Origin of the sequence: Nosocomiicoccus massiliensis, from assembly GCF_002871345.2 — a bacterium.
In the GTDB taxonomy this organism is placed as follows: Bacteria; Bacillota; Bacilli; order Staphylococcales; family Salinicoccaceae; genus Nosocomiicoccus; species Nosocomiicoccus ampullae_A.
Map to the genome: position 1 here is coordinate 291712 of NZ_CP136964.1, position 24708 is coordinate 316419.

At 34.9% G+C, this 24708-nt stretch carries 28 protein-coding genes; 23 read left to right on the plus strand and 5 right to left on the minus strand.

The window, feature by feature from the left end; genetic code table 11:
* Nucleotides 1-21: 21 nt before the first annotated feature.
* From rpsU to recO, 11 genes are all read left to right on the plus strand, one after another.
* Complete coding sequence (gene rpsU, locus CJ229_RS01450) at nt 22-198, plus strand: 30S ribosomal protein S21 (protein WP_040928386.1); 177 nt, start codon at nt 22-24, stop codon at nt 196-198.
* 113 nt (nt 199-311) lie between these two features.
* On the plus strand, nt 312-986 hold the full coding sequence (locus CJ229_RS01455; RefSeq protein WP_168165520.1) for an NfeD family protein: 675 nt from the start codon (nt 312-314) through the stop codon (nt 984-986).
* The gene (gene floA, locus CJ229_RS01460; RefSeq protein ID WP_040928384.1) at nt 986-1978 is read left to right on the plus strand and encodes a flotillin-like protein FloA; all 993 of its coding nucleotides are present in this window, start codon (nt 986-988) and stop codon (nt 1976-1978) included. Before CJ229_RS01455 ends, floA begins: the two co-directional genes overlap by 1 nt.
* 8 nt (nt 1979-1986) lie before the next feature.
* A complete protein-coding gene (locus CJ229_RS01465; protein ID WP_070710270.1) occupies nt 1987-2505 on the plus strand; it encodes a hypothetical protein in 519 nt (172 codons plus the stop codon).
* Between the two features lie 61 nt (nt 2506-2566).
* On the plus strand, nt 2567-3301 hold the full coding sequence (locus tag CJ229_RS01470; RefSeq protein ID WP_102167347.1) for a YwiC-like family protein: 735 nt from the start codon (nt 2567-2569) through the stop codon (nt 3299-3301).
* Between the two features lie 41 nt (nt 3302-3342).
* Nucleotides 3343-4305, plus strand: coding sequence for a PhoH family protein (locus tag CJ229_RS01475; protein ID WP_068128265.1), 963 nt, complete (start codon nt 3343-3345; stop codon nt 4303-4305).
* Complete coding sequence (gene ybeY, locus CJ229_RS01480) at nt 4292-4756, plus strand: rRNA maturation RNase YbeY (RefSeq protein WP_102167346.1); 465 nt, start codon at nt 4292-4294, stop codon at nt 4754-4756. Before CJ229_RS01475 ends, ybeY begins: the two co-directional genes overlap by 14 nt.
* Nucleotide 4757: 1 nt before the next feature.
* Nucleotides 4758-5111, plus strand: coding sequence for a diacylglycerol kinase family protein (locus tag CJ229_RS01485; protein WP_180953398.1), 354 nt, complete (start codon nt 4758-4760; stop codon nt 5109-5111).
* The gene (gene cdd / locus CJ229_RS01490) at nt 5112-5528 is read left to right on the plus strand and encodes a cytidine deaminase (RefSeq protein ID WP_070456427.1); all 417 of its coding nucleotides are present in this window, start codon (nt 5112-5114) and stop codon (nt 5526-5528) included.
* Nucleotides 5528-6430 (plus strand): GTPase Era, encoded by a 903-nt coding sequence (gene era, locus CJ229_RS01495; RefSeq protein ID WP_070622148.1) that lies wholly within the window; start codon nt 5528-5530, stop codon nt 6428-6430. Before cdd ends, era begins: the two co-directional genes overlap by 1 nt.
* Nucleotides 6431-6438: 8 nt before the next feature.
* Nucleotides 6439-7179, plus strand: a complete 741-nt coding sequence (gene recO / locus CJ229_RS01500; RefSeq protein ID WP_070456430.1) for a DNA repair protein RecO — start codon at nt 6439-6441, stop codon at nt 7177-7179.
* Nucleotides 7180-7217: 38 nt separating this feature from the next.
* Here the strand turns inward: recO and CJ229_RS01505 are convergent, their stop codons facing one another.
* On the minus strand, nt 7218-8609 hold the full coding sequence (locus CJ229_RS01505) for a glycine--tRNA ligase (RefSeq protein WP_068128275.1): 1392 nt from the start codon (nt 8607-8609) through the stop codon (nt 7218-7220).
* A 257-nt stretch (nt 8610-8866) separates the two neighbouring features.
* Here CJ229_RS01505 and CJ229_RS01510 point away from each other — a divergent pair, with 257 nt between their 5' ends.
* From CJ229_RS01510 to CJ229_RS01535, 6 genes are all read left to right on the plus strand, one after another.
* Nucleotides 8867-9673, plus strand: coding sequence for a pyruvate, water dikinase regulatory protein (locus CJ229_RS01510; protein WP_068128277.1), 807 nt, complete (start codon nt 8867-8869; stop codon nt 9671-9673).
* An 11-nt stretch (nt 9674-9684) separates the two neighbouring features.
* Nucleotides 9685-11436, plus strand: coding sequence for a DNA primase (dnaG, locus tag CJ229_RS01515; RefSeq protein WP_102167344.1), 1752 nt, complete (start codon nt 9685-9687; stop codon nt 11434-11436).
* A gap of 15 nt (nt 11437-11451) precedes the next feature.
* On the plus strand, nt 11452-12558 hold the full coding sequence (gene rpoD, locus CJ229_RS01520) for an RNA polymerase sigma factor RpoD (RefSeq protein ID WP_317846599.1): 1107 nt from the start codon (nt 11452-11454) through the stop codon (nt 12556-12558).
* 103 nt (nt 12559-12661) lie between these two features.
* Nucleotides 12662-13036: a c-type cytochrome gene (locus CJ229_RS01525; RefSeq protein ID WP_068128282.1), complete on the plus strand. Its 375-nt coding sequence runs from the start codon at nt 12662-12664 to the stop codon at nt 13034-13036.
* Nucleotides 13037-13099: 63 nt separating this feature from the next.
* Nucleotides 13100-13780 (plus strand): tRNA (adenine(22)-N(1))-methyltransferase, encoded by a 681-nt coding sequence (locus CJ229_RS01530; RefSeq protein ID WP_317846600.1) that lies wholly within the window; start codon nt 13100-13102, stop codon nt 13778-13780.
* Nucleotides 13770-14834 carry a Nif3-like dinuclear metal center hexameric protein gene (locus CJ229_RS01535; protein WP_102167342.1) on the plus strand — a complete coding sequence of 355 codons (1065 nt, stop codon included), beginning with the start codon at nt 13770-13772 and terminating at the stop codon, nt 14832-14834. The genes CJ229_RS01530 and CJ229_RS01535 overlap by 11 nt, the downstream gene beginning before the upstream one ends.
* A 58-nt stretch (nt 14835-14892) precedes the next feature.
* Here the strand turns inward: CJ229_RS01535 and CJ229_RS01540 are convergent, their stop codons facing one another.
* Nucleotides 14893-16293, minus strand: a complete 1401-nt coding sequence (locus CJ229_RS01540) for a YfcC family protein (protein ID WP_102167341.1) — start codon at nt 16291-16293, stop codon at nt 14893-14895.
* A 126-nt stretch (nt 16294-16419) separates the two neighbouring features.
* The gene (locus CJ229_RS01545) at nt 16420-17382 is read right to left on the minus strand and encodes a 4-hydroxy-3-methylbut-2-enyl diphosphate reductase (RefSeq protein WP_070710283.1); all 963 of its coding nucleotides are present in this window, start codon (nt 17380-17382) and stop codon (nt 16420-16422) included.
* Nucleotides 17383-17508: 126 nt separating this feature from the next.
* On the opposite strand from CJ229_RS01545, the gene CJ229_RS01550 reads away from it, so the two are divergent.
* The 5 genes from CJ229_RS01550 (at nt 17509) to CJ229_RS01570 (ending at nt 21868) form a co-directional block, all read left to right on the plus strand.
* Nucleotides 17509-18828, plus strand: coding sequence for a DEAD/DEAH box helicase (locus CJ229_RS01550; RefSeq protein WP_102167340.1), 1320 nt, complete (start codon nt 17509-17511; stop codon nt 18826-18828).
* 6 nt (nt 18829-18834) lie between these two features.
* A complete protein-coding gene (locus tag CJ229_RS01555) occupies nt 18835-19734 on the plus strand; it encodes a deoxyribonuclease IV (RefSeq protein ID WP_102167339.1) in 900 nt (299 codons plus the stop codon).
* A gap of 95 nt (nt 19735-19829) precedes the next feature.
* The gene (locus CJ229_RS01560) at nt 19830-20627 is read left to right on the plus strand and encodes a metal ABC transporter ATP-binding protein (protein WP_070456448.1); all 798 of its coding nucleotides are present in this window, start codon (nt 19830-19832) and stop codon (nt 20625-20627) included.
* On the plus strand, nt 20617-21456 hold the full coding sequence (locus CJ229_RS01565) for a metal ABC transporter permease (RefSeq protein ID WP_102167338.1): 840 nt from the start codon (nt 20617-20619) through the stop codon (nt 21454-21456). The genes CJ229_RS01560 and CJ229_RS01565 overlap by 11 nt, the downstream gene beginning before the upstream one ends.
* On the plus strand, nt 21446-21868 hold the full coding sequence (locus CJ229_RS01570; protein ID WP_102167337.1) for a Fur family transcriptional regulator: 423 nt from the start codon (nt 21446-21448) through the stop codon (nt 21866-21868). Before CJ229_RS01565 ends, CJ229_RS01570 begins: the two co-directional genes overlap by 11 nt.
* A gap of 58 nt (nt 21869-21926) precedes the next feature.
* Here the strand turns inward: CJ229_RS01570 and ispG are convergent, their stop codons facing one another.
* Both ispG and CJ229_RS01580 read right to left on the minus strand, forming a co-directional pair.
* Nucleotides 21927-23048 (minus strand): flavodoxin-dependent (E)-4-hydroxy-3-methylbut-2-enyl-diphosphate synthase, encoded by a 1122-nt coding sequence (gene ispG / locus CJ229_RS01575; protein ID WP_068128299.1) that lies wholly within the window; start codon nt 23046-23048, stop codon nt 21927-21929.
* Between the two features lie 86 nt (nt 23049-23134).
* On the minus strand, nt 23135-23866 hold the full coding sequence (locus CJ229_RS01580) for a DUF1189 family protein (RefSeq protein WP_102167336.1): 732 nt from the start codon (nt 23864-23866) through the stop codon (nt 23135-23137).
* Between the two features lie 135 nt (nt 23867-24001).
* On the opposite strand from CJ229_RS01580, the gene CJ229_RS01585 reads away from it, so the two are divergent.
* The gene (locus tag CJ229_RS01585) at nt 24002-24604 is read left to right on the plus strand and encodes a superoxide dismutase (protein ID WP_068128303.1); all 603 of its coding nucleotides are present in this window, start codon (nt 24002-24004) and stop codon (nt 24602-24604) included.
* The last annotated feature ends 104 nt before the right edge of the window (nt 24605-24708 follow it).

The following is a 24708-nucleotide window of genomic DNA, read 5'->3' on the forward strand; positions in this document are numbered from 1 at the left end:
TTTCGGAGGGAGGGGAACACGATGACTAAAACAGTAGTAAGAAAAAACGAATCTATCGAAGATGCGTTACGTCGTTTCAAGCGTACAGTTTCTAAAAGCGGTACGATTAAAGAAGCACGTAAAAGAGAATATTACGAAAAACCTTCTGTAAGACGTAAGAAAAAATCAGAAGCGGCACGTAAACGTAAATTTAGATAATTCGTGTAACTCCCTCGAGTAACAGAATTATAAATAAAGGGATGATGAGAATCATCCCCTTTTTTATATAAAAAATTAATGGAGTTATGTATAATAAAATGGAGGAATTCAACGTGAACGGGTTATTGATAAATATTATTAACTTTATATCGAGTCCAGTCGTTTCAACAATTCTTTTGTTAACGTTCTTTCTAGGACTTACATATCAACTCTTTTCACACAAAATTAATTTCGTTGGTGTACTAAGTATATTTTCGATCTTCACATTTTATCTCGGACATATACTCGTAAACGAGTCGAGTGTGTTTGCGTTGTTATTACTATTAGTTGCGTCTGCACTAATCGTTTTAGAGTTTTTTATCTTCGGATTAGTACTCGGCGTCATCGGAACGATTTTACTCTTTATAAGTATTATATTTATAACGAATGACCCAATGCTTTATAGTGTTATCGTATTTCTCATTATCATTTTAGTTGCGATAGAGGTAGGTGTTTTAGTCAAAATGAAAAAGAAGAGAGTCCCATTATGGAAGCGTTTTGTCTTGACAGACGCGACAGACAGCGAAAGTGGTTATACTTCATTTGATGACCGTTCTTATCTACTTGGAAAAGTAGGCGTGACTGCAGTACCATTAAGACCTTCTGGAACAGTAATAATCGATGATAATAGAATTGATGCGGTAGCAGAGGGAACTTTTATAGAAAGAGACGTTAAAGTAAAAGTGATCTTCGTTGAAGGTACTCGAATTGTTGTTAGACCGATAAAAAATGAAGAGGTGGATAATTAATGACAGGTGGTTTAATCTCACTTATATTATTCGTTGTCGTTATTTTTATAGCGGTAATGTTTATTTTATCTTTTGTTCCAGTAGGATTATGGATTTCAGCATTAGCTGCTGGAGTTAAGATTGGTATATTTACGTTAATTGGTATGCGTTTAAGAAAAGTAAAACCAAAACGTGTTGTAGAACCGTTAATTAAAGCACGTAAAGCTGGTATTGACGTAACGACTAACCAATTAGAATCACACTACTTAGCTGGTGGTAACGTAGACAGAGTAATTGATGCATTAATTGCGGCACAACGTGCAGATATCAACTTAACGTTTGAACGCTGTGCAGCAATTGACTTAGCAGGCCGTGACGTTTTAGAAGCTGTTCAAATGTCAGTTAACCCGAAAGTTATCGAAACGCCATTTATTGCCGGTGTTGCAATGAATGGTATCGAAGTAAAAGCGAAAGCGCGTATTACAGTACGTGCCAACATCGACCGTCTCGTCGGTGGTGCCGGTGAAGAAACAATTGTAGCACGTGTTGGTGAAGGTATCGTATCGACAATCGGTTCTTCAAAGCATCACACAGTTGTATTAGAAAACCCAGATTTAATCTCAAAAACTGTACTTGAAAAAGGACTAGACTCAGGAACTGCGTTTGAAATTCTATCGATTGATATCGCTGACGTAGATATCGGTAAAAACATCGGTGCAGACCTTCAAACTGAACAAGCTGTGGCAGATAAAAATATCGCTCAAGCAAAAGCTGAAGAGCGCCGTGCAATGGCAGTAGCCGAAGAACAAGAAATGAGAGCACGTGTTCAAGAGATGCACGCGAAAGTAGTAGAATCTGAATCTAGAGTACCACTTGCATTTGCAAAAGCTTTAGAGGAAGGCCGTATCACTGTAAGTGAATACTACGATTTAAAGAACATCGAAGCAGACACTAAAATGAGAGATTCTATTAACAAGATGACAGATCCAACGAAATATAATGAAGAAGAGTAAGTGATAATATGGAGTTACTCGTACCATTAATAATTTTTGCTATTGGTGGGATAATATCATATCTCAATGATGCTAAAGAAAAGGAAAAGCAATCTAAGAATCCAAGAAATATTGATTTTGATAAACTAAATGAAAAATATCAAAAATCAAAAACTGAAGCGGTGGACGAGTTTAAACGTTTAAAAAAAGAATTTACGGACTTAAAGCAAGAGACGACAACACAACAAGGAAAACCTAAGTTAGACAAAACTTCTAAAAAGGCCGTTGAGGACAAATATAAACGTGAAAAAGAACGACTCAAAGAAAGACAGCGTCAAGCGGATGAAGCGAAAAAGAGAGTCGCAGAGCTACAAAAAAATAAAGAAAAATCAGTTCTCACGAATGGAACTGATGAAGTAAAACAAGTTATCTTTGACGATAGTCCGTACAATAAAAAGTTATCATTCGATAAAGAAGCAGTCGTTAACGGTATCGTGATGAAAGAGATTCTCGGTCCGCCGAAAAGTAAGATGAGAAGAGTTAGGTAATTACCTAGCTCTTTTTTGTTTACATGAGTATTCATTGTATAATGGAGGAGAGGTGTGAGTAATGGAGTTTAAATTTAAAAAGCAAAACCAGCACGGTGCATGGGCGATGGTTTTTATGCCTCCGATATTAGGAATAGTTGCAGGAGGATTCCATGTTTCTCAATTGTTTTTCATTATCGGATGGTTGTTCATATTTTTTGCAGCTGATCATATACTTTATTTTTTTAAAAGAATTAAACGTAAAGAATATGAAGTTTTAAATAGTGCGCTTCTTTTTACGAGTCTATCGCTTCTAATTCTAATTTATCCGATTGTTACTGATTATAGAGTCATTTTCTTTTTCCTATGTATGATTCCATTCGGTATATTGAATGCTTATTTTTCCTACACACGCGATGAAAGAAATATGCTGAATAATATAGCAGCAATTATCATTTTCAGTTTAGCAGGTAGTGCAACAGCATTTTTAAACACTCATTCAATGACGTTTAATCTATACTTTGTGATGATTGTATCGACACTATATTTCATTGGATCAGCACTCGTTGTTAAAACAGTCATTCGTGAGAAGAATAATCCGACTTATAAATGGGCATCGTTTATTTATCATTTTATAGTAATGATTATTGGTTTTATTTACCATCCTGTAGTCGGTATCGCATTTACATTTGGTTTTATAAGAGCGGTTTATGTCTACGGGAGAGGATGGAAACCAAAGCAACTTGGGATATTAGAAATCATCCATGTAGTGTTCGTGACTATAGTTATATCACTATTTATGGTATATTTTAGGTAATCTAAAAAATAGTTATACTTCAAAACAGAGAGGGTTAGTACATGCCAAAAGTGATACATTTTGATAATTTGGACGACGCACAACAAATTTTAGGGGTAAACGATTCCCATATTCGAGTTTTAGAAGATGAATATGACGCTGAGATTCGTTCAAATGGACATGAAGTTAAAATTCAAAGTGATAATGAAGAAACAGAAGTAAAAATCTATAATATTTTAATGTCCTTACTTCGCGTAAAGCAACAAGGTCATCAAGTAACTTTACGTGACTTACAATCTGCAATTCAAATGGCAGAAAAGGACACGTTAGAATATTTAGAAGATCTATACAAAGAAGAGATCGCAAAAGATTATAGAGGTAAACCGGTTCGAGCTAAAACAACTGGACAACAAATATACGTCAATCATATTAAAAACAGCGACTTAACCTTTGGTATCGGACCAGCAGGTACAGGTAAAACATTTTTAGCTGTCGTTATTGCGTGCCAAATGTTAAAAGATAATGATATTAAAAGAATCGTATTAACAAGACCAGCAGTAGAAGCAGGAGAAAACCTAGGATTTTTACCTGGTGATTTAAAAGAAAAAGTGGACCCGTATTTACGTCCGTTATATGACGGTCTACATGCAATTTTAGGTCAAGAACATACGGATCGTCTTATCGAACGTGGCATTATTGAAGTTGCACCTCTTGCGTATATGAGAGGACGTACGTTAAATGACGCTTTTATCATATTAGATGAGGCACAAAATACGACTTCAATGCAGATGAAGATGTTTTTAACACGTCTTGGATTTGGTTCTAAAATGGTCGTCACAGGAGACGAAACACAAATTGACTTACCGAGTAAAACGAGAAGTGGCTTAATTGAAAGTGTAGAACGATTAAGAAACGTACGTGGTGTTCAAATTAATCACTTTACAGATCAAGACGTTGTGAGACACCCACTTGTATCAAGAATAATTCGTGCATATGAAGCAGGTGATTTAAATGTTAACGATTGATTTTTTAGACGATGAGAATTATTCGTCAGATTTAGAAAAAGAAGATATAGAATCACTACTTAATTATTCATATGAGTTTTTAAAACAAAGTGAAGATGCTGAAGTATCTATATCATTTGTTTCAGAAGATGAAATAAAAGAAATTAACAGAGACTATCGAAATAAAGACGAAGTGACAGACGTTATTTCATTTGCCTTTTTAGACGATGAAAATGATGATATAGAAATTCCAGGAATGCCAGTAACTCTTGGAGATATTATTATTAATACTAATCGTGCGAAAGAGCAAGCAGAAGAATATGGTCACTCATATAAACGTGAATTGATGTTTTTATCTTTACATGGATTTTTACATTTACTTGGATATGATCATATGACTAAAGCAGATGAAAAAGAAATGTTCGGCCTTCAAAAAGAAATATTAAATGCATTTGGAATCACGAGAGATTAACATGAAGCGGTTTAAATATCCATTTTCTGGATTTCTACGACTCGTTACAAAAGACTCTCATTACGTCTTACATTTAGTAAGTGCAGTATGTGTTATCATCGTATCTTATTTTTTATCTATTAATATGACGGAATGGCTCTTTATATTAAGTGCAATATTTTTAGTGCTACTTACAGAGGCTTTAAATACAGCAATCGAAGAGGTCGTTGACCTCGTAACGAGTGATTTTGAACAACATGCAAAATATGCAAAAGATATCGCAAGTTTTGCAGTATTACTTTCGAGTATTTACGCAGCCTTAATTGGTGTAATCATATTACTACCAAGGTTATTAAAATTGATAGGAGTGTTATAAATGGCAATTATTGATGATGGGATTTTTAAAGATGAATGGTACGATGAAGTAATCAAAGCACAACAAAACGCTTATACACCGTATTCTGAATTTAATGTTGGTGCATTACTCATTACTGAAGACGATGAATACGTGTACGGTGCAAATATCGAAAACGCATCGTATCCAGCGACAATTTGTGCAGAACGTACAGCACTTGTTTCTGCGTATGCAAGAGGGATTACAAAGTTTAAAGCATGTGTTGTAATTACAGATGCTAAAGATCCAGCGAGTCCATGTGGTGTATGTCGTCAAGTATTAAAAGAACTAACTCATGATGATATGCCAGTCTATATGTTAAGTAAAGATAAGCGCTGCATTAAAAAGACGGTCGATGAATTGTTACCACTTGGATTTAGCGGAAAGGATATGGATTAATGTCAACATTTAAATCTGGTTTTATTACAATAGTCGGGCGACCAAACGTTGGTAAGTCGACATTTATGAATCACGTGCTCGGTCAAAAAGTCGCGATTATGAGTGATAAACCACAAACGACGAGAAATAAAATTCAAGGTGTGTATACGACAGAAACAGCACAAATGATTTTTATCGACACACCGGGTATTCATAAACCAAAACATCAGCTCGGTGAACATATGATGCGCGTTGCTAAACGAACGCTACGTGAAACCGAAGTGATTTTATTCGTCGTAAATGCAACTGAGAAAAAAGGTCCTGGGGACGAATTCGTCATAAATATGATTAGAGATACAGATACACCTGTTATTTTAGTCATCAATAAGATCGATTTAATTCACCCTGATGAGTTACCTGAAATTATTGAACGATATACAACTGATTTTGAATTTAGTGATGTCGTACCAATTAGTGCATTACAAGGCACAAATACGGGTCAGTTATTAGATGTTATTGAATCACACCTTGAAGAAGGCCCTATGTATTATCCAAAAGACAGAATTACGGATCATCCAGAGCATTTTATCGTTTCGGAGTTAATTCGTGAAAAGATTTTACTATTAACTGAACAAGAAATTCCACATTCAATTGGCGTTGAAGTAACGAAGATGAAGCGAGAAAATGACGGCGAAAAAGTAAAAGTCGAAGCGACGATTTACGTCGAACGTGATTCTCAAAAAGGTATGGTCATCGGTAAAGGTGGTAAGATGCTAAAGCGAGTTGGTACGCTTGCACGTATAGATATCGAGGCATTACTTGGAGACAAAGTGTATTTAGAATTATGGGTAAAAGTCCAAAAAGACTGGAGAAACAAACCTCAATTTATTAGAAGCTTAGGCTATAAAGACGAAGAATATTAGGTGATAGTTTGATCCACCAAAATAAAGGATTCATGATTCGACAAACGAATTATAGTGAGTCCAGTAAAATTATCACAGTACTCAGTGAACATGGTGCACTTGTACCGTTAATGGCACGTGGATTTAACAAGCCAAGAAGTCCGTTTAATAGTTTAAAACAAGGCTATAAACATACGTTATTTACGTATTCAAGACACCGAGGTATGGGCACATTAACAGAAATTGATATCATCGATGGGTACAATACCATTAACAATGATTTTGACACGTATACGATAGCGAGTTATATCGTTGAACTCATTAGTCGAGTGACAGACGAAGAAATCGCTGATCCGTCGTTATACCGACTAATACATCAAGCGTTTAAATTACTCGATGATAAAAATGAAAAATATTCGGTGTTAAGTTTTGTCATTATAAAACTATTTCCAATGTACGGTGCACTATTAAATGTTGACAAATGTGTATTATGTGGCAGTTATAGTTATGAAAACATGAACCGATATTCGTTTAAATACCACGGTGTCATATGTAATGATCATTATGATGAAGAACATTTAGAGCGCTCAGTATATGTGAGTAGCCGCTCAATCTATTTAGCAGCATTTTTAAAGCACGTTCAAGTCGAACATTTAAACTCTATTAATATCGGTGAAGAAGACGGAAAGAAACTTTTTAAGTTTGTCGATATGTTGTTTCAAGAATATACCGGAGAATTTTTTAAAACGAGAAAGTTACTTCAAATATAAAAACAGTGTCGTAAATTATTTACGACACTGCTTTATTATTATTTCATTTTTTCTTTTAAGTAGTCATTTAAGTCAGCGATAGCAATACGTTCTTGTTCCATCGTATCTCTGTCACGTACTGTTACTTTATTATCTTCAACAGAGTCGAAGTCAAACGTAATACAATACGGTGTACCTATTTCGTCTTGACGACGGTAACGTTTACCGATAGATTGACTTTCATCAAATTCGATGTTGAAGTCTGGAGCAAGTTGCTCGTATACTTTCATTGCATCTTCACTTAACTTTTTAGATAGTGGTAACACTGCTGCTTTAAATGGTGCAAGTTTATGGTGTAACTTTAAGACGTTACGCTCTTGTCCTTCGCCTAAGTCTTCAACTTCATATGCATCGACTAAAAATGCAAGTGTCATACGGTCTAAACCGAGTGACGGCTCGATAACAAATGGTACGTATTTTTCGTTCGTTTCTGGATCATGGTATTTAAAATCAACACCAGAGAACTCCATATGTTTAGATAAGTCGAAGTCTGTACGAGATGCGATACCCCATAACTCTCCCCAGCCGAATGGGAATAAGTACTCAAAGTCAACTGTAGAGTTAGAGTAGTGTGATAACTCATCTTCATCGTGTGCACGAATTCTAATTTTATCCATATCAATATCTAAGTCTTTTAACCAAGTCTCAGCAAAATCTCTCCAGTAATCAAACCACTTTAATTCAGTACCTGGTTTACAGAAGAACTGTAATTCCATTTGGTCGAATTCACGCGTACGGAACGTAAAGTTACCTGGAGTAATTTCGTTACGGAATGATTTACCAATTTGACCGATACCAAATGGTAATTTTTTACGCATCGAACGTTGTACATTTCTAAAGTTAACGAAAATTCCTTGAGCTGTTTCAGGACGTAAGAAAATATCTGTAGAAGAATCTTCTGTTACCCCTTGGCTCGTTTTAAACATTAAGTTAAATTGACGAATTTCAGTAAAGTCATGTGCACCACACACTGGACAGTTAATACCTTCATCGTCAATGAGTTTACTCATCTCATCGAATTCCATACCATCAGCAACAAAGCTATCGTCTGTTTTATGCATATGTTCTTCAATCAGCTTATCTGCACGAAGACGTGCTTTACATGCTTTACAGTCGATCATCGGGTCGTTAAAGTTTTCTAAGTGACCTGATGCTTCCCATACTTTAGGGTTCATTAAAATAGATGCATCGATTCCAACGTTATATGGAGATTCTTGAATGAATTTTTTCCACCATTGTTGTTTGACGTTGTTTTTTAATTCGATTCCAAGTGGACCGTAATCCCAAGTGTTCGCAAGACCACCATAGATTTCAGAACCAGGGAACACAAAACCTCTCGTTTTCGCGAAGTTTACAATTTCTTCCATTGAGTACTTTTTTTCTTCTGACATTTTCATTCTCCTTTTACATAAAAAAACTGGATAACAAAAAAATGTTACCCAGGGGCGAGTATATACCCGCGGTTCCACCCTTATTTATAATTTAAAATTACTTCATTTCGTTATTTACTTTTATATGCCAATTTATGCGTTAAGCTTTCACTACTCTTAACTCGCTGTCACATATATTATATAATTAAAGTATTCACAATGCAACAAAACGTATCAATCACACATATATCTATCGTTTTATAAAGGAATGATCATACGTGAAAAATTTAAAAATAGTCATTGCATCAGATTCTATTGGTGAAACTGGAGAAGTAGTTGCACGAGCAGCACTATCTCAATTTGATGTTGTAGTAGAAGAAAGAAATTTAAAGAGATATGCACATTTAACTGATGTAAAGGATATCGATAATTTCATTCAATCGATTAAATTAGATAATGTCGTTGTAATTTTCACATTCATTAAACCAGAGCTTTCAAAGTATATTGTAGAGAAACTAACACAACTCAATATTCCATTTGTAGACGTTATGACACCAGTTATGGATATGTTGAAAGAAAAACTAGAGGATGGACCGTTATATGAACCTGGTCGTGTCCATAAACTCGACGCGGACTATTTCAAAAAGATAGAAGCGATTGAATTCGCAGTACGTTATGACGATGGTAGAGACCCATCTGGTTTAAAATATGCAGATATCGTATTAATTGGTGTTTCGAGAACATCTAAAACACCACTTTCACAGTTTTTAGCATATAGGGGATATAAAGTTGTTAATATTGCACTTGTCCCAGAAGTCGAATTACCAGAACAACTATTTGAAATCGACCCTAATAAATGTATCGGTTTAGAAATTGATCCATCTTCACTGTTTGAAATCCGAAAAAGACGACTCGAGCAACTTGGTTTACTTGAAAATGCTAAATACGGGCAAAACGAAAGAATCGAAGCGGAACTCGAGTATTTCCATCAAACAGTTAAAAAAATTGGTTGCTGTACAATCAATGTTACAAATAAAGCGATAGAAGAAACCGCGAGTGAGATTATTAGAATTATGAATTTATAGAGGTGTATTGAATGGCAGAAAAATCTGTAGTGGATCAAGTAAAAGAATCTACTGACATTGTAAATCTCATTTCAGAATATGTTGATTTAGAAAAAAGAGGTAATAACTACGTTGGGCTTTGTCCATTTCATAACGAAAAAACACCTTCTTTTAACGTTTATAAAGATACGGGAAGTTATTATTGCTTCGGTTGTAGAGCAAATGGATCAGTAATTGATTTTTATATGGAGATGGAAAATCTTCCCTTCAATGAAGCATTACAATCTCTTGGCGAGCGTTCGGGTATTAAAGTTAAACATAAACAAACGAATGTGAATTCAAAAGAGCTTCAACTCATTAAAATGCATGAGATTATGGTAGATAACTATCATAATATTTTAGTGTCAACTGCTGAAGGGAAAGAAGCACTGAACTATTTATTAAAGAGAGGTTTTACACTCGAACAAATCAAAAAGGAAAAGATTGGTTTTGCTCCAAATATAAAAGATAGTGCTATTCAGCTATTAGAAAATCTAAAGTTCTCTAAAGAGATGATGTACCAAGCTGGTCTCGTTGCACGAAACGAAGAGACGTTCGAGTACTTTGACCGATTTAGAAACCGTATTATGATACCGATTAAAAATCATAAAGGTAAATATGTCGCTTTTACAGCACGAGCGTTAGGTGATGATACACCGAAATATTTAAACTCTCCTGAAACAGACATCTTCCATAAAAGCTCGATTATATTTAATTTATCTGATGCTTATAAAGTTATCCAAGATGAAAAAGAAGTGATTTTAATGGAAGGACATATGGATGTATTAAAAGTAAAAAATACATCTATAAAAAATGTCGTCGCGACGATGGGGACGAGTGTGTCTTTAAAGCAAATTGAAATTTTAAAGCGAGTCTCTAAAAATATAACATTAATGTTCGACGGAGACGAAGCGGGTAAAAATGCAACTCAATCGGTCGGAGAAAAGATACTCGAACAAAAAGGAAATCCATATGTCATTCCGTTACAAACAGGTATGGACCCGGATGAGTTTATTGAAAAGCATGGCGAAGAATCATTTGAGAAATATATTTATGAGAACCGAGATCATTTTATTGTTTATGATGCGAAAGAAAAACTTAAAAGTTCAAAACGAAACGACTTAAAGTTCTCTGAGTACTTAAATCATTCGATTCAACTCTTAAAATATATTGATAACGAAGTGGAACGAAGCCGACTTGTTAAACAAATATCTGAACTCTATGAAGTTGATGCAGAGCTTATCCATCGACAATTACCAAAAAAACAACGTCGACGAGGCAATAAAATAACGTTCAGTAGTCCGAGTGTGACACGTGTAACGTCACGTGAATTTAAAGAGAAACATATTATGCATACATTAATCAATAGTAAAGAGAGAATGCGGTATTTTACCTCAAATTTTGACTTAAATTTATTTCAAACAAATGGTTATCATGATATAATAAATAAATTAGTGGAATATTTTAGCGAATTCGATACATTTGATAAACAGATGTTTATATCTTATATTGACCCCGAATTAATCACTTGTTTAGAACATATTATCGCGACTGATTTACCTGTCTTAGAAGAACAAGAATTAAATGATTATATACAGGCGATTTGTGGTATAAGTTCAAGTAGTGGGGAGAAAAATAATCTGATCAAAGAAATTGAGCAAGCTGAACTCATTGGAGATGATGAGCGAGCGTTAGAACTCTTTAATCAATTAATAGAACTCCAAAAATTTCCAAAGTCAAAATAAATTAGGGGGATTTCAATGTCTGTTAAAAAGACGCTATCATTAGATGAAAATGAACTAGATATGACGAATATTGAGTCTGTAAAACAGTTCCTATTAGAAAAAGGAAAACAAGAAGGTGAGTTATCTCACGAAGAAATTGCCGATAAGTTACAAAATTTTGACTTAGACTCTGATGCAATGGATGAATTTTTTGAGCAAATTCATACTGCAGAGATTGAACTTGTTAACGAAAAAGACGCTGAAGATAAAGATGATAAATTAGACGTACGTGATATGTCTGCACCAGTCGGTATTAAAATTAACGATCCGGTACGTATGTATTTAAAAGAAATCGGACGCGTTGACTTATTAACAGCTCAAGAAGAAGTTGAACTCGCAAAACGCATTGAAGAGGGAGACTTAGAGGCTAAAAATAAATTAGCAGAAGCAAACTTACGTCTTGTAGTGAGTATTGCTAAGCGTTATGTCGGTCGTGGGATGTTATTCCTTGATCTTATTCAAGAAGGTAATATGGGACTCATTAAAGCTGTTGAAAAATTCGACTTTACGAAAGGGTTTAAATTCTCTACGTATGCAACGTGGTGGATTCGTCAAGCGATTACGCGTGCGATTGCTGACCAAGCGAGAACAATTCGTATCCCTGTTCATATGGTTGAAACGATTAACAAACTCATTCGTATTCAAAGACAATTACTTCAAGATTTAGGGCGTGAACCAACACCTGAAGAAATTGGAGAAGAAATGGACATTACAGCTGACCGCGTAAGAGAAATTTTAAAAATCTCACAAGAACCAGTTTCTCTTGAGACTCCGATTGGTGAAGAAGATGACTCTCACCTTGGTGATTTCATCGAAGACGTTGAAGCACAAAGTCCATCAGACCACGCAGCATATGAAATGCTTAAAGATCAATTAGAAGATGTACTTGATACGTTAACGGACCGTGAAGAGAATGTATTACGTCTTCGTTTTGGTTTAGATGACGGACGTACTCGTACGTTAGAAGAGGTTGGTAAAGTGTTTGGAGTGACACGAGAACGTATACGTCAAATCGAAGCGAAAGCGTTAAGAAAACTACGTCACCCATCTCAATCTAAAAAACTTAAAGATTTTATGGATTAATTGTGAACAAAGTGTATAATTACTAAAAAAACTCGTTGGAATTTACTTGCAAGTAGTATACAATTGAATAAGAATATGCTAATTATAAGGGGAGGGAAATTTAATGAACAAGAATCCAATTATCCCATTCTTACTGATCATCTTCCTAGGTGTCGGACTTGTATTCTTACTTTCTTCGTACGGAGCTACTGATGATGGTGAAGATACTGCTGATAACGGAACTGAACAACAAGACGGAGATAACGCATCTTCTGGAGATGCTGATGGTGAAAGCGTAGCAAAAGATAACTGTTCGTCTTGTCACGGTCAAGACTTCTCTGGTGGTATGGGTCCTGCTTTAGCTGGAACTGGCGTTGACAAAGAAACATTTGTTAAAGATGTTAGAAATGGTATTGAAGGAACTGCAATGCCAGCGTTCTCTGAAAGTCAAATTTCAGATGAAGAAATCGACGCAATTTATGAATTCTTTACTAAGTAATAAATAATTGAAATTATAACTCCTACATTTGATGTAGGAGTTTTTTTAAATTAGGTGAACATAATGATTGACACGAGACTAAAAGCAGTAAGTAAATACGTTGTTGGAGAAAGATTGTTAGACGTCGGTAGTGACCATGCGTATTTACCTATTTATTTAATAGAACAAAACAAAATTAAATATGCCGTAGCAGGTGAAGTTGTTAAAGGACCGTTTGAAAACTCAAAATCGAATGTTAAAGGATATAAATTTGACGACAAAATCGATGTGAGACTAGGGTCTGGTTTATCTGTTATTCAAAAAGATGAACAGTTTGATACTATTACGATTTGTGGTATGGGCGGTCCTTTAATCGCGTCTATTATAAAAGAAGGCATAAGTTATTTAAATAATACGCCGAGGTTTGTAGTAAGCTCAAATGTTTATGGTGAATCTGTTAGGCGTGAGATGGCCAATTTAAACTATAAAATTATCTCTGAAGAAATAAACTTCTATAATAATAAATTTTATGAACTCATCGTATTTGAATATGGTGAAGACGATTTGAGTGATTTAGAGTTTAAATTTGGACCTATCAATTTAAAAGATAGAACAAATCTTTTTTTATTAAAATTACAAAAAGATAAAGAACACCTACAGCATATTAAAAGTCAAATTGAACAATCGAGTAAAAAAACAGATAAGTTAGAAGAGATTACGAACGACATAAATTTAATTAATCAGGTGATTAATCATGAATATTAAAGAGTTAATGGCAGTTCTTAATACAGTTGCACCGTTTAAAGACGCTGAGGACTGGGATAACGTCGGTCTTCTCGTTGGTTCAAATGATAATACAGTCACTGGAGTTATGACGACACTCGACTGTAATTTAGACGTTATTGATGAGGCACTTAATGAAAATGTGAATACAATTATCGCGCATCATCCAATCATTTTTCCAAAAATTTCAAAACTCGATGATAGTTATCAATCAAAAATTATAAAAACCCTTATAAAAAATGATATGAATTTAATCGTAATGCACACAAACCTTGACCATCAAGATGACGGGGTAAGTGTTATGATTGCAGAAACTCTCGGGTTAAAAGTTGTATCTCCTTTAATCCGTCATGACGCGGTGACTTATAAGTTACGCGTGAATATTCCTAAAGAAGATAAAGAAACGTTTAAAAAGGAGTTAAGCGACATTGGATTTGGTAATCAAGGAGACTATAGCGAATGTTTCTTTGAATATGACGTTCAAGGTCAATTTAGACCAAATGAACATGCTAATCCTACAATTGGAACGCATAATGAATTAGAGTACGTAGATGAAGTCATCATTGAAGCAATATTCGACGGAAGTACGGATAAAATATTAAAAATGATCGAAGCACATCCATATGAAGAGCCAGCATATGACGTATTTACGATTACAAAACCAACAAGTAACGGTCTCGGTGTAGTTGCTGAATTTAACGGCACAATGGATGCTTTAGTTAAACAAATAAAGACATCATCAAAGACACCAATCGTTAATGTCGTAAAAGGTAATGACGAAAAATTAGCGCGTGTTGCGATAGTTGGTGGCAGTGGTGCGAGCTTTATCTCTCAAGCGATGAGACAAGCAGATTGCCTCATAACTGGAGACATTAAATACCACGAAGCATTCGATGCAAAAGAACAAGGATTTAATTTAATCGATGCGGGTCATTATTTAGAATATATGATGATCGACGGATTAAAAAATATATTAGCTGAAAAAATTGCTTTAAAAGTCGTATCAACAAACATCAATACGAATCCGTTTATGTAAAAAAAGCAGATGCGTCAGCATCTGCTTTTTTCATTGTAACTGTTTTACAGTCAGCCCTTTACATTGGACCGTAGTTGATGAAGTACGCGATGACGAGTAATACCGCACCGATTGTGTACCAAACAAGGATTAACGGCCAAATGAATTTGATCCAGTCTGTATATTTAATTTTTGCAATTGCTAATGCTGCCATGAAGTATCCTGATGTTGGGTAGAAAATATTTGAGAACCCATCACCAAATAGGAATGCAAGTACGGCAGTTTGTCTTGTCATTTCTGTTAAGTCGACAATTCCGATAATAATAGGCATCGTCGCAGCTGCTTGTCCACTACCTGAAGGGATTAAGAAGTTAATTAACCCTTGGACAACCATCATTGCAACTGGAATTATTGATTCAGGTAAAAGTACTACAACTTTACTTAATCCGTATACAATTGTGTCCATAATCATACCATCTGCTAAGACGACAGAAATTGCTCTCGCAACCCCAACGATGAATGCTCCGAGTAAGATCATACGCATACCGTCGTTCATATATTCAGCTATTTTAGATGGCTTTAATCCTGCAATTAGACCGATTAAAATACCACTAAAGATATAGTAACCACCTAATTCTAAGAAGTACCATTTATATTGGAAAATCATAAATGCCATTAAAACGAGTAAAACAATTAATACGAATGTTGCAATAACTGTTCTTGTCTCTGATTTTGGATATTCGACTTTTTCTTTTACAAATTCACTATTGTCAACGTTATCTGTAACAAATGAAGCCTCTGGATTTTTTTGTACTTTTTTAATATAACGACTGACAAAGATAATACCAACAGTGAGCATAATTACTAATGCTATTGCACGGTACCATAGACCAGAGAATAATGGAAGCTCAGCAATCGTATGTGCTGTACCGACGTTTGCAGCAGTTGTTAAACCACAAGCAAATCCAATGACAGTTGATATTAATATAATTGCTGTTGATGCAATACGGTCATACCCAAATTTTAAAAATAGGGGTAGCAATGCTGGTAAGAAAATGAGTGATGCTTCAATCATTCCTGTCATCGCAACGAATAGTGCAAGTACAAAGGAAATTACAGGAACGATAAGTAAACCTTTGTTTCCAAATGTTTTAATTAGGAAGTTTAAAATAACATCGATAATTCCAGCTTTTTCAATGACACCAAACATCGCACCAATTGCTAAAATACCGAATATGATAATAACAGTTTCTTGAATTCCTCTTGGAATCGCTGTCATAAATTCCATGAAAGTAACCGGTGCTTGGTCGATATAGTGGAACGTATCTGCAATAATTACGTTAATTCCATTTACTTCTTCACGATCGAATGTACCTGCTGGAATAATGTAAGACGCTACTGATGCAAGCAAGATAATAATAAATAGAATAACGTAAATGTGTGGCATTTGAAACTTTTGTTTCTTTTCTTGTTTCTCCATAAATTCACCTCGTTAGTTAATGATGGTTATAATTATACAGAAATAGTGTTGAATAATGCAATGTTTAATTCTAGTTCATCTGTTCATTAAAAATAAAATACGGCTGTAACAATACAGCCGTATAAGTTAGTCTAGTATTTTAACTGGTTTTGGATTTTTAATATTTGGCAATATTTTTTCTCTAGGCACAGTAGAAGTTGGCTCTACTACATTTTCTTTATCGTAGTTTGATAAGTAGTCAATGACTTCTTTAACAATTTGTGTTGGTGTTGAAGCACCCGCAGTCACCGCTACTGTTTCAACTCCATCTAACCACTCGAGTTTTAAATCAGAGAGTGACGAGATACGGTACGCATTCGTATGAGCAATTTCTTTTGAAACTTGAGCGAGTCGGTTAGAGTTATTACTCTTTGGATCTCCAACGACAATTAAAAGATCTGCGTCTTTTGCTTGTTCTGCAACCGCTTCTTGACGAACTTGTGTTGCCATACATATTTCTCTATGAACTTCGATATGTGGGAATTCTTCTTTTAATGCATTCATAATATGCTGAACATCCCACTGACTCATCGTCGTTTGGTTCGTGACGATTAGTTTTTTATCATGTAAACGATTTGGAAGTAATTGAATGTCTTCAATCGTTTCGATTAAGTGGACCTCTTCTGGTGCAACACCGACTGCACCTTCTGGTTCTGGATGTCCTTTTTTACCGATATATATCACTTCGTAACCTTCTTTTGTTTTGTTCGAAATTAAATCGTGGGTAAATTGAACATCTGGACACGTCGCATCAATACACGTTAATCCCTTTTCTTTTGCGCGTCTTTTTACTTCTGGTGACACACCATGTGCAGTAAAGATTACGGTACCTTCTTCGATTTGTTCTAATATTTCTAAGCGATTCTCACCATCTAATGTGATAATCCCTTCATCTTCAAATGCATCAGTCACGTGTTTATTGTGAACGATCATCCCTAATATATAAATCGGTCTAGGTAATGTCTTATCTAGAGATGCATTTTTGGCAATAACCATTGCATCGACGACACCGTAACAATATCCACGTGGTGAAATTTTAATTATATCCATTCAGATGCCTCCTCTTCATTGATTATATATCATTATTAATTGAATTCAAATGAATCACTAGTGGTATCTTAAAAGTCGATGTTCATGTATAATATAGTGCGAGTTAAAATAGAAATAGGTGAGAATATGAACGCATTCAAAAGATTTAATTTTAAAGAAGGTATGCTTGAAGCAATTGATAACATTCACTTTACTCATCCGACTCTCGTTCAAGAAAGAGTTATTCCAAGAATTTTAAAAGGAAGTAATGTTATCGTTCAAAGCTCAACGGGTAGTGGTAAAAGCCATGCGTTTTTATTACCGATTATTAATAACATTCAAGTGGATGAAAAGAAAGTACAGTCAATTATAGTCGCACCAACAAGAGAGTTAGCACGTCAGCTTTATAATATGACAACGGATATATTAGAATCTTTCCCTAAAATTGAAGCGAAATTATTTATCGGTGGTAAAGATTTCGAAAGAGATAAAACACGTGCTGAAAATAGTCCGCATATTGCGATTGGTACTCCGAATAGATTAATAGAACTCATTCATTCATCGAGTTTAAAAGTGTCAGAAGCAAAGTCAATCGTCATTGATGAAGCAGATTTAAGTATTGATTTAGGATTTTTAGAAACGATTGACCAAATTTCTAATGCAATGGATCCGTCCGCACAATTTTTAGTGTTTTCAGCGACAATTCCAAATGAGTTACGTCACTTTTTACAAAAGTATTTAACGCATACTGAAGTGTTAGAAATTGACAATACACGTCAAAAAACTAATATCCATTACAGTCTAATTCCAGTTCGTAGTAAAGATAAAAACAATAAAGTATTAGAATTGACACAATCTATTACACCGTATTTAGGTTTTATTTTCGCAAATACACGCGAACGTGCAGATGAGTTATATGAATTTCTTGTAGAAAATGGGGTAAACGTTGGTTTATTCCACGGTGGTTTAAAACCGAGAGAACGTAAGCAGATGATTCAGCAAATCCATAATCTAGATTATCATTACGTTGTAGCCAGTGATTTAGCTGCACGTGGTTTAGATTTTGACGGAGCGTCCCACGTTATTAACTACGATATCCCTAGAGAAATTGAATTCTTCACACATAGAGTAGGTCGTGTTGGTCGAGGAGAGTATACAGGTGTTGCAATAACACTGTATGATCCAAACGAAGAAGACTTAATCGATCAAATTGAAGAAAAAGGATTCACATTTGAACATGAGGACTTAATTAACGGTCAACTTAAACCGATTAAAAAACGAAACAAACGTGATACGAGACGTCGTAAAGAAGTTCGCTTAGATGAGGATGTTTCATATAAAGTACGTAAACCAAAAAAAGTAAAACCAGGTTATAAAAAGAAAATGAAGCAACAACTCGAACAACTAAAAAAAGACAAGCGTAAACAATATGCGCAAAATCAAAAAAGAAGAAATAAAAAGAGGTAAGATAATATGTTAATCGGATCACACGTACCGATGAATGGTAAAAAGATGTTAGAAGGCGCAGTTGAAACTGCACATTCTTACGGTGAAAATACATTTATGATTTATACAGGTGCACCACAAAACACAAGAAGAAAACCGATTGAAGAGTTAAATATCGAAAGAGGACAAGAACTCATTAAAGCGTATGGTATGAAAGACATCGTCGTACACGCACCATATATCATAAACATCGCAAACACTACACGTGAAGGCGTGTTTGACTTAGGTGTTGAGTTTTTAATTAATGAAGTCGCGCGTACAGAAGCAATTGGTTCAAAACAAATTGTACTTCATCCTGGAGCACACGTTGGTGCGGGTGTAGATGCTGGAATAGAATCAATTATTAAAGGTTTAAACATCGTTTTAGAAGAAAAACACGACGTACAAATCGCTTTAGAGACGATGGCTGGTAAAGGATCAGAAATCGGTCGTAACTTTGAAGAAATCGCGCGTATAATTGACGGGGTCACTCACAACGAGCGTTTAAGCGTTACGTTTGATACGTGTCACGTTCACGACTCAGGATATGACATTAAAAATGACTTTGACGGTGTACTCAATGAATTTGATAAAACAATCGGAGTCGATCGTATTAAAGTCGTTCACGTGAACGATTCTAAAAACGAAGTCGGCGCGAAAAAAGACCGTCATGAGAACTATGGTTTCGGTCATATCGGATTTGACGCATTACAATATATCGTCAATCACGAAACGTTTAAAGATTTACCGAAAATTTTAGAGACACCATTTGTTGGTTTAGACAAAAAAGATAAACAACCCCCATATAAGCATGAAATTGAAATGATTAAAAGCGGTGTGTTTGATCCACAACTACTTGAAAAAATAAATCCAAATATAAAATCATAATATTAAAACGAGCACTGTAAAAGTGCTCGTTTTATTTACAATTCGTAACAGTTACGTTATAATTATACGACTAAAAGCATGTTGGAGGTGTTGTCATGTCAACGCCCGTTTTCGAAATAAGAAATGTATCATACAAATATTATGAAAAAATGGAAACGACAGTGGCATTAAAAGACATAAATCTCAAAATAGAGCGTGGAGAATTTATGGCAATTGTTGGACCGAATGGTTCCGGTAAATCTACATTAATAAAACTAATTCTCGGTATTAAGAAGTTACAAGAAGGCGAGATTTTAATTAATGGTAAGCGAATGAATCGTAGAAATCGAGAAACAAAAATTGGTTATGTATCTCAAAAAGCGGCATCATTTGCTAAAGGGTTTCCTGCGACTGTAAAAGAAGTCGTATTAAGTGGTCTAACAAAAAAGCGTGGACTATTTAAAAAGTTTAACAAAGAAGATTTTAAAGCACTCGATGAAGTGTTAGATTTACTCGACATAGAAGATTTAAAAAATAAAAACATTGCGAGTCTTTCAGGAGGACAAACACAGCGCGTATTTATCGCTCGTGCTCTAATTAACAAACCAGAGATCCTAGTATTAGATGAACCTACAGAAGGGATCGACGCAAAAAACGTCTATAGTTTTTATGAGGTGTTAACACGATTAAAAGAAAGTGGAACGACGATTTTACTCGTCACACATGATATTGGCGTCGTCGTCGATCAAGCGGACACCGTTGCATGCTTAAATGAGCATCTACATTTCCACGGTTCAAAACAAGACTTCTTAAAACTTGATGAAGCGGAGTTATCAAAAGTATACGGGTTTCCGTTACAACTCGTAAATCACGATCATACGAGAAGTTGCTGTGAGGTGCCATATGCTAATTGATGCGCTACAAAACTATGCATTTATGAGATACTCGTTTATTAGTGGTTTAATTGTAGGGTGTATCGCGCCACTTCTCGGAACATTTATCGTCGTTCGAAGACTGAGTTTAATTGCAGATGCACTCTCACATATTTCACTTGGTGGGATTACGCTCGGTGTGTATTTATCGAGCATACTCTCATTTACAATTAACCCACTCATTACTGCAACGCTATTTTCAATTATCGGTGCAGTAGGTATAGAAAAGATGAGAACTGTTTATAAACACTTTTCTGAAATATCGATACCAATAATTATGAGCCTTGGGATTGCATTATCTGTTATATTTTTATCACTAGCAAATGGTTTTAACCAAGACTTATTTGGCTACTTATTCGGAAGCATCAGTGCAGTAACTAAAAATGATTTATTTTTAATTAGCTGTATTGGAGTTATCGTCATTACGTTCGTTTACTTTTTATATAAAGAGATGTTTTTATTATCCTTTGATGAAGAGTATAGCGAAGTGATGAAAATTAGTGGATTTATACATTTTATTTTTATCGTACTCGTTGCGTTAGTTATTAGTGCATCTATGAGAATTGTCGGAACGCTACTCGTCAGTGCGATGATGACATTACCGGTCGCTGCCGCAATTCGAGTGACGTCAAGCTTTAAAACACTTATTGCAGTGAGTATATTATTTGGTGAAATTTCGGTCATACTTGGACTCATATTAGGATTTTACTTAAATATCGCTCCTGGTGGTATGATCGTATTAGTTGCGATTTTTATATTATCTATGACATTTATCGTAAATCGATTAGGAGTGAAGATGAATGCCGAATAATGAAAAAGAAAGAATTAAAACAACCCTAAAAGAACATGGGTTTAAACTAACAAAACAAAGATTATCTTTAATAGAAATATTACTGGAAGAAGATAGATACGTCACAGCGACATATGTCTATAATAAAATGTCAGAAATATACGACGGTATTAGTTACGATACAATATATAGAAATCTATATACGCTACATGAAATTGGCGTAGTAGAGGAGACGACATTAGACGGTGAGATGCAGTATATGATCGCTTGTAGCGATCACCATCATCACCACTTTATATGCGACAATTGTGGCATGGTAAAAGTCATCCATTACTGTCCAGTAGATGAATGGCAAAAAGAAATACCAGGCGCTAAAATAAAAGGACATAAAATAGAGCTATACGGTTTATGTTCGAGTTGTCAAAATGATTAAAAAATCACCCCTAAAGTTAGAAATAAAATCTAATTTTAGGGGTGTTGTCATTTAATGCTTATTTATTTTCATTTGCAAGTTCTTTTTTACGTTGTCTTTCTTTTTCGTAATGTGCTTCAGCTAAAATGTCGATTTCTTTTTTAAGTTCCTCGACCATCGTTTCTTCAGGTACTTTTCGCACTGTTTTTCCGTGCATAAATAGTAATCCTTCTCCGCGCGCCCCTGCAATTCCAATGTCCGCTTCACGTGCTTCTCCTGGACCGTTTACTGCACATCCAAGAACGGCTACTTTTATCGGTGCTTTAATATTTGAAATGTATTCTTCGACTTCATTTGCGATCGCAATTAAGTCGATTTCAATACGTCCACATGTCGGACACGCGATAAGTGTTGCTGCGTTTGAAGCGAGTCCAAATGTTTTTAATAATTCTTTTTGAACTTTTACTTCTTCAACAGGATCTGCGGATAATGAGATTCTCATCGTATTACCAATTCCTTTATTGATGAGCACCCCAAGCCCTGCAGCACTTTTAACTGTCCCAGCAAATAACGTACCACTTTCAGTGATACCGATATGAAGCGGGTAGTCGAATGCTTTAGATGCTTTCTCGTACGCTTCGATTGCTAAATGAACGTCAGAAGCTTTCATAGATACGATAATATCGTGGAAATCTAAGTCTTCTAATATTTTAATATGGTGTAACGCACTTTCTAACATTCCGTCAGCTGTCGGATAACCATATTTTTCGATAATGTGACGCTCTAAGCTTCCTGCGTTTACACCGATACGAATCGGTATCCCTTTTTCTTTACACGCATTAACAACCGCTTCAACGCGTTCACGTTTACCGATGTTACCCGGATTGATACGAATTTTATCTGCACCGCCTTCAATAGCGAGTAGTGCAAGTCTATAGTCGAAGTGAATATCGACGACTAATGGTATGTTAATTTGTTTTTTAATTTCTTTAATTGCTAGCGCATCTTCTTCACGTGGACAAGCGACGCGCACGATTTGACAACCTGCTTCTTCTAAACGTTTAATTTCAGCGACTGTCGCCTCAACGTCATGGGTTTTCGTCGTTGTCATACTTTGAATGATAATCTCGTCTGAGCCACCAATCACTAGATCGCCAACTCGTACAGGACGAGTGTTTTTACGATGTGTAATTTCTGACATTTAATATATCTCCTTGAAACAATGTGATTTATTTTTTTGTATGTTCAATTATACAACAAATCTATTATATTGTAATGATGAACAAACTATTTTATCGTCTGCTTCTTTTTGAATACGGGTAGTTTCTTGTCGTAATATATTAAGAAGATTAATACGATAATATATATGAACCAAAGTTCTTTACCCGTTATCAGTTTTAAAATTGTAAAGAGTATCGTCGGAATGACGAAACTATAAGAAATGATTTTAAACCAGTTCATATAATCCGTACGTTTATTTCTCATTGATGCAATTTTATTTAATATAAATGATAGTAGTAATAATAATGTAAATGAAAATGCAGCCATCACTATAATTTGTATGATTGAATACACTGCAAAAAAGAATCCAGTACTCTTCATATGTGTATCAATATATTGCTTTAACTCGTTTTCGTTATTAAATTTATTAAAACTTGAGTAAGGTAAATAATCTTCAGTCATATTATGAATTTGAATGCCTTGATGTTGAAATATTATAAAGGCATCTTCTAATGGTAAAGACTCTTCTGTAAAGACAATTCGACCTTTAGAGGTAGTTAAGGTTTTTTCATCTCCAACGTAATAGCCATCTTTAATTTCAAAATGAGGAATTTCGTCTTTTACTTCGCTTAGAGCATTTGCAAATTGATTTGTATTAAAAAAAGATAACATATAAGGGACTGAAAGAAGTATACCTATAATTAATATGTTTAATAACAGATACTTAAAGGGTACAGTTCTAAATAGAGGATACTTTTCAAACTTCAGTAGTCGTTTGAAATATTTTAAATAATCCATGAATTCAACACATCCAAGTTCTATTTTAGTCAGACATTTGACTGATTTACTGATAGGTAGAAACTAATACCTTTTATTGTAGCACTTAATTTGGTATATTTGGGATGTAAACATCATTAGGAGGAGATTTTAGTTATGGCATTTGAACTACCTGAGTTAGACTATGCATATGATGCGTTAGAGCCTACAATCGACAAAGAAACTATGGAGATTCACTACTCTAGACATCATAACACTTACGTAACAAACTTAAACAACGCAGTTGAAGGTACAGAATTCGAAAACAAATCTTTAGAAGAATTAGTAAAAGATATCGATTCATTACCTGAAGATATTCGTACTGCTGTAAGAAACAACGGTGGTGGACACTACAACCACTCATTATTCTGGCAATTATTAACTCCAGAACAAAAAGACGTACCAGCTGAACTTAAAGAAGCTATCGAAGATAAATTCGGTTCTTTAGATTCATTCAAAGAGAAATTTGAAGCTGCAGCTGCAGGTCGTTTTGGATCTGGTTGGGCATGGTTAGTTGTTGGGAATGATGGTTTAGAAATTATTTCTACTCCTAACCAAGATAACCCATTAATGGAAGATAAAACACCTGTGTTTGGTGTGGATGTATGGGAGCATGCGTACTACCTTAAATACCAAAACAAACGTCCAGAGTACTTAGGTGCAATTTGGAACGTTGTAAACTGGGAAAAAGTCAACGAGTTATACCAAGAAGCTAAATAATAACTTCCTTTCAAGCCATGAGTTTAAAAACTCATGGCTTTTTTTAATGATTATCGTGATAATATGTTAAAATAGAATGTGAATTTTTACGAAAGAAAGTTAGG